The following is a 5,808-nucleotide window of genomic DNA, read 5'->3' on the forward strand; positions in this document are numbered from 1 at the left end:
GCTGCTAAAATCGTTAAAGTACAACGTTTAGCAATGAAAATGGGTGCTCCTATCGTTGGTATCAATGATTCCGGCGGGGCTCGTATTCAAGAAGCTGTAGATGCTCTTGCTGGTTACGGTAAAATTTTCTTTGAAAATACAAATGCATCTGGCGTTATTCCACAAATTTCCGTAATCATGGGTCCATGTGCAGGCGGTGCTGTATATTCTCCAGCATTGACTGACTTCATCTACATGGTTAAAAACACATCTCAAATGTTCATCACTGGTCCTGCAGTTATTAAATCTGTAACTGGTGAAGAAGTAACAGCTGAAGATCTTGGTGGCGCAATGGCTCACAACTCTGTGTCTGGTGTTGCTCACTTTGCAGCTGAAAATGAAGATGATTGCATCGCTCAAATCCGCTACTTGTTAGGTTTCTTACCTTCTAACAACATGGAAGATGCTCCATTGGTAGATACAGGTGATGACCCAACTCGTGAAGATGAAGGCTTAAACAGCTTGTTACCTGATAACAGCAACATGCCTTACGACATGAAAGATGTTATCGCAGCTACTGTAGATAATGGCGAATACTATGAAGTACAACCATTCTATGCTACAAACATCATTACATGCTTCGCACGTTTTGATGGTCAATCTGTTGGTATCATTGCTAACCAACCTAAAGTTATGGCTGGTTGCTTGGACATCAACGCATCTGACAAATCTTCCCGTTTTATCCGTTTCTGTGATGCTTTCAATATTCCAATCGTTAACTTCGTTGACGTTCCTGGTTTCTTGCCTGGCACAAATCAAGAATGGGGCGGTATCATTCGTCATGGTGCTAAAATGTTGTATGCTTACTCTGAAGCAACAGTACCAAAAATTACTGTTATCACTCGTAAAGCATATGGTGGTTCTTACCTCGCTATGTGTTCCCAAGATTTGGGCGCTGATCAAGTATACGCTTGGCCTACATCCGAAATCGCTGTAATGGGTCCTGCTGGTGCAGCTAACATTATCTTCAAAAAAGATGAAGATAAAGACGCTAAAACAGCTAAATACGTAGAAGAATTCGCAACTCCTTACAAAGCTGCAGAACGTGGCTTCGTTGATGTTGTAATCGAACCAAAACAAACTCGTCCAGCTGTTATCAACGCGTTGGCTATGCTTGCAAGTAAACGTGAAAACCGTGCTCCAAAGAAACATGGTAATATTCCATTATAATTCGATTCGGTAATCATATCATCGAATTTGGGAGATACCTTTCTTTATTTATTTTTTAGAAAGGGGAATGATTATGGAAGGACAAGCAGTTACTACCAATCCTTGGTTAATCATGGCCATTAATATGACAGTTGTATTTGTTGTGTTGATTCTTTTAGGCATTTTGATGACAATCGTTCATTTGATTGACCCTACGAAAAAGAAAAAAGAAGCACCGGCAAGTGCTCCTGTTGCAGCTCCTGCGGCTACTCCAGTGGCTACACCAAGTGCATCTGCTCAAAATGAGGATGAAGTAGTAGCAGCTATCGTGGGTGCCATTGTGGCGATGGGGTACTCATCTGAACAAATTGCATCTATTCGACCTACAGCAACCAGTGCTAAATGGCGCTTGGAAGGTCGTTTAAGCGGTAGAAATTAATATTTTTTTAGGAGGCATTTGTCATGAGCAATGCTACAAAAGCTAACGGTAAAGCTCCATCTCAAGATGTAGTAGCAGTTATCGTTGGCGCATTAGCGGCAATGGGTTATTCCGCTGATCAAATCGCGCATATCCGTCCAATCGTAAGCTACAATTGGAAAATGGAAGGTCGCTTACGCGGTAATCGATAAGATTAACGCTTTTAGGTAATCGATAGGATTATCAGAACTATATGTGTAAATGAAATTTAATTATTGTGTAGATATACACATTTGGAGGAATTTAAGATGAAAAAATTCAACGTTACAGTAAATGGCACAGCATATGATGTAGAAGTTAATGAAGTAAAAGCTGCAGCTCCTGCAGCAGCTCCTAAAGCAGCACCAGCAGCAGCTCCTAAAGCAGCTCCTGCACCAGCTCCAGCTCCAGCTGCAGCAGCAGCTCCAGTTCCAGCAGGTGCTGAAACTGTAAAAGCTCCAATGCCTGGTAAAATCCTATCTGTAGCAGTATCCGCTGGTCAAGCAGTTAAAAAAGGCGAAACTTTGTTGATCCTTGAAGCTATGAAAATGCAAAACGAAATCGCAGCTCCTCATGATGCTGTAGTTGCAGAAGTTCGCGTAGCTGCTAACCAAACTGTATCCACTGGCGACGACATGGTTGTTCTTGGCTAATACCAAGTGTTGTCTTATGGCGCGGCTGCGCCGCGTCATATAACAACTTTATATTTGTGAAAGGGGAACGCATATGGAGGCTTTTGCTGTTGCGATACAATCTGTTATAAATGATAGCGGGTTCCTCGCATTTACAACAGGCAATGCTATTATGATTCTTGTAGGTTTGATCCTATTGTACTTAGCATTTGCTAAAGAGTTTGAACCATTATTGTTGGGTCCGATTGCGTTTGGTTGTGTACTTGCTAATATTCCTCGTAATGGCTTCGAAGAAGGCGTTATGGCACTTATTAGCGCAGGTATCTCCCAAGAAATCTTCCCACCTTTAATTTTCCTTGGTGTAGGTGCAATGACTGACTTTGGTCCACTCATTGCTAATCCTAAAACATTGTTGTTAGGTGCTGCTGCACAAATCGGCGTATTCGTTGCGTTAGGTGGCGCTATGATGCTCGGCTTCACAGCTCAAGAAGCTGCAGCTATCGGTATTATCGGTGGTGCAGACGGTCCTACATCTATCTACTTGGCTACTAAACTAGCTCCTCATTTATTAGGTGCTATCGCGGTTGCCGCATATTCCTATATGTCCTTGGTACCGTTGATTCAACCACCTGTAATGAAATTATTCACTACGCAAAAAGAACGTGAAATTGTAATGGAACAATTGCGTGATGTTACACGTTTTGAAAAAATCGTATTCCCAATCGTTGCAACAATCTTCATTTCCTTATTGCTTCCTTCCATTACATCCCTTTTAGGTATGTTGATGTTAGGTAACTTATTCCGTGAATCTGGCGTAACTGATCGTTTGTCCGATACATCTCAAAATGCGTTGATCAATACTGTTACAATCTTCTTAGCGACTGGTACTGGTTTAACAATGAGTGCGGAACACTTCTTAAGCATGCAAACACTCCTTATCATTTGCTTAGGTTTGGTTGCATTCATCGGTGGTACAGCTGGTGGCGTATTATTTGGTAAATTAATGAACTTAGTTGATGGTGGTAAAACAAATCCACTTATTGGTTCTGCTGGTGTATCCGCGGTTCCAATGGCGGCTCGCGTATCTCAAGTTGTAGGTGCGAAAGCTAACCCAGGTAACTTCTTGCTCATGCATGCCATGGGTCCAAATGTAGCTGGCGTTATCGGTACAGCAGTAGCAGCAGGTACAATGCTTGCTATGTTGTCCAACCACTAATAGTTTAATAATTATTCACCAAGGTGTGCCTTTTAGGGTACACCTATTGGTGAATAAAAAATCCCTTGTATTGTATGTAAACATACAGAAAAGGGGTATATTAGCAATAAATGCTTTGTCAGATCGGTCATTATGTGATGAGCAAGAATTTCACTAAATAACCTTCTAGTGCTTTTAATATAGTAGAGGTGGTCATCTTGTTATCAATTGAATTAAAAATACTGATTTGTTTCGTATGGGCATTTATTGTTTTTTTAGTTACTGCACTGATTATTGGTGTTGAACGCAAATCACAATGGTTCCAAAGAAGAACTAAATATTCTTGGTTTAATCGCCGAGGATTTCTAGGAGAAGCATTACTTTTTGGTTATCCCAAAACTATAGAGGGATATGGGGTTACATTTTTAATGGCTTGTGCTATTAGTATCGTAGGCTATGTTTTATACCTCATATAACTACAATCAGTGCATTTCTCTGAAGGGAGATGATGATGTATGGGTGCTGCAGAACAAACCTTAATCGTCCTTGCAGTCATGGCTGTTTTATTCGTTACGGAAATTATTCCTTTAGCTATCACTTCTTTAGGCGGTGCAATTGCCCTTGGCCTTATGGGTATTATTACTCCTAAGGTTGTATTCTCTGGTTTATCTGATAGTACAGTTGTGTTGTTCGCCGGCATGTTCGTTGTTGGTGCTGCGTTATTCTACACAGGTTTAGCTCAAAAGATTGGTGAAACCGTAGTTTCCCATGCAGGCACTAGTGAAAACGGTTTGATGCTTGCCATCATGGTTGTTACAGCAACTATGTCCGCATTCTTATCTAACACTGGTACTACAGCTGCGTTACTTCCTGTAGTTGTTGGTATCTGTGCTGTTGCTAAGATTCCTGCATCTCGCCAATTGATGCCTTTAGCATTTGCTGCAGGTATCGGTGGTATCATTACAATGGTTGGTACACCACCAAACATTATTGTAAGCGGTACATTGACTAAATTTGGTGAACAACCATTTGGTTTCTTCGAATTTGCCTGGATCGGTATTCCTTTAACTGTCGCAACTATCGCATTCATGATGCTTATTGGTAAACATTTATTACCTAAGCATGAAATTCAAGATGCTGGCGACGTTGAACAAGAAGTAGCTGCTGAAGATATTTCTAACGATCCTAAGAAACAATTATACTCTGGTCTTATTCTTTTAGGTGTAATCATCGCTATGATTTTAGGTGACTTCCTAAAAGATTATGGTATTAACTTACCATTGAGCATGGTTGCAGTTATTGGCGCAATGCTTTGCGTATTGACTGGTTGCTTGAACGAAAAACAAGCTTATACATCCATTGACTGGGTAACAATCTTCTTATTTGCTGGTATGATGCCAGTTGCCACTGCACTTGATCAATCTGGTGCGGGCAAAATGATTGCTAATGCAGTAATCGGTATTATGGGTTCCGATCCTAGCCCTTACTTTGCAACAGCAGTATTATTCGCATTGTCTTGTGTTATGACTCAATTTATGTCTAACACAGCATCTTGTGCATTGTTGGCTCCTATCGGTATCTCCATTGCTCAAGGTATGGGCGCTGACCCTCATGCTGTATTGATGGCTATCGGCGTTGCTGCATCTTGTGCATTCGGTACACCTGTAGGTACACCTCCAAATACATTAGTACTTGGCCCTGGTCAATACAAATTTACTGATTATGTAAAAGCCGGCGTTCCATTGATTTTAGTTTGCTTCGTAGTAAGCTTAATTATTATCCCAATGGTATGGCCATTCTTCCCTGGTAAATAATAGGGAATAGGTTACTCTACTATACAAGCACACACGAGGTCGAATCGTAAGATTCGGCCTCGTTTTTTATGATTTTAGCCTATATGATTTTAATATAGATTACATATAAGTGTAATCAAAAGCAATATGAATTAAACTAATTTGCATGATTAATTTTACACAATTGACTACATCGAAAAAAATATGATATAGTATATTGTGTAAGATATAATAATGTAATGGTGAATATGGAGGTCATCTATGACAAAAGAAAGATTTAACATGTTAGTTGGTTCTATTGGTGCATTTATTGGTGTATTTGTATTTTTAGCCTATATCCCACAAATAATTGCTAATCTTCATGGTCAACCTAGTCAACCATGGCAACCATTATTTGCAGCAGTATCCTGTTTGATCTGGGTATTATATGGTTGGACAAAATCACCTAAACGTGATTATATTTTAATCGTACCAAACCTTGCAGGCGTTATTTTAGGTACACTAACATTCTTAACATCTTTCTAAGTGCTATAAGAAAAAAAT

General features: G+C 40.1%; 8 protein-coding genes. All 8 read left to right on the forward strand.

The features are described from left to right. The coding region (locus tag RYP29_RS07930) for a carboxyl transferase domain-containing protein (RefSeq protein ID WP_311532980.1) at positions 1-1,209 on the forward strand (1,209 nt) is incomplete at its 5' end. A 73-nt stretch (positions 1,210-1,282) separates the two neighbouring features. Then, on the forward strand, positions 1,283-1,627 hold the full coding sequence (locus RYP29_RS07935; RefSeq protein ID WP_009661566.1) for an OadG family protein: 345 nt from the start codon (positions 1,283-1,285) through the stop codon (positions 1,625-1,627). 23 nt (positions 1,628-1,650) lie between these two features. Next, positions 1,651-1,818: a hypothetical protein gene (locus RYP29_RS07940; protein WP_005377348.1), complete on the forward strand. Its 168-nt coding sequence runs from the start codon at positions 1,651-1,653 to the stop codon at positions 1,816-1,818. 96 nt (positions 1,819-1,914) lie between these two features. After that, complete coding sequence (locus RYP29_RS07945) at positions 1,915-2,298, forward strand: biotin/lipoyl-containing protein (RefSeq protein WP_005377346.1); 384 nt, start codon at positions 1,915-1,917, stop codon at positions 2,296-2,298. 73 nt (positions 2,299-2,371) lie between these two features. Continuing rightward, positions 2,372-3,493, forward strand: coding sequence for a sodium ion-translocating decarboxylase subunit beta (locus RYP29_RS07950; protein ID WP_311532981.1), 1,122 nt, complete (start codon positions 2,372-2,374; stop codon positions 3,491-3,493). Between the two features lie 197 nt (positions 3,494-3,690). Further along, on the forward strand, positions 3,691-3,948 hold the full coding sequence (locus tag RYP29_RS07955; RefSeq protein ID WP_016475812.1) for a hypothetical protein: 258 nt from the start codon (positions 3,691-3,693) through the stop codon (positions 3,946-3,948). A gap of 39 nt (positions 3,949-3,987) precedes the next feature. Then, complete coding sequence (locus RYP29_RS07960; RefSeq protein WP_301834677.1) at positions 3,988-5,286, forward strand: SLC13 family permease; 1,299 nt, start codon at positions 3,988-3,990, stop codon at positions 5,284-5,286. A 240-nt stretch (positions 5,287-5,526) separates the two neighbouring features. Beyond that, a complete protein-coding gene (locus RYP29_RS07965; RefSeq protein ID WP_004696474.1) occupies positions 5,527-5,790 on the forward strand; it encodes a SemiSWEET family transporter in 264 nt (87 codons plus the stop codon). Positions 5,791-5,808: the final 18 nt, after the last annotated feature.

Origin of the sequence: uncultured Veillonella sp., assembly GCF_963534045.1 — a bacterium.
Taxonomy (GTDB): domain Bacteria; phylum Bacillota; class Negativicutes; order Veillonellales; family Veillonellaceae; genus Veillonella.

Coding starts and splice junctions, on each gene's coding strand:
- RYP29_RS07945 (WP_005377346.1), top strand. CDS start 1,915: ATGAAAAAATTCAACGTTACAGTAAATGGCACAGCATATGATGTAGAA.
- RYP29_RS07935 (WP_009661566.1), top strand. CDS start 1,283: ATGGAAGGACAAGCAGTTACTACCAATCCTTGGTTAATCATGGCCATT.
- RYP29_RS07940 (WP_005377348.1), top strand. CDS start 1,651: ATGAGCAATGCTACAAAAGCTAACGGTAAAGCTCCATCTCAAGATGTA.
- RYP29_RS07960 (WP_301834677.1), top strand. CDS start 3,988: ATGGGTGCTGCAGAACAAACCTTAATCGTCCTTGCAGTCATGGCTGTT.
- RYP29_RS07965 (WP_004696474.1), top strand. CDS start 5,527: ATGACAAAAGAAAGATTTAACATGTTAGTTGGTTCTATTGGTGCATTT.
- RYP29_RS07950 (WP_311532981.1), top strand. CDS start 2,372: ATGGAGGCTTTTGCTGTTGCGATACAATCTGTTATAAATGATAGCGGG.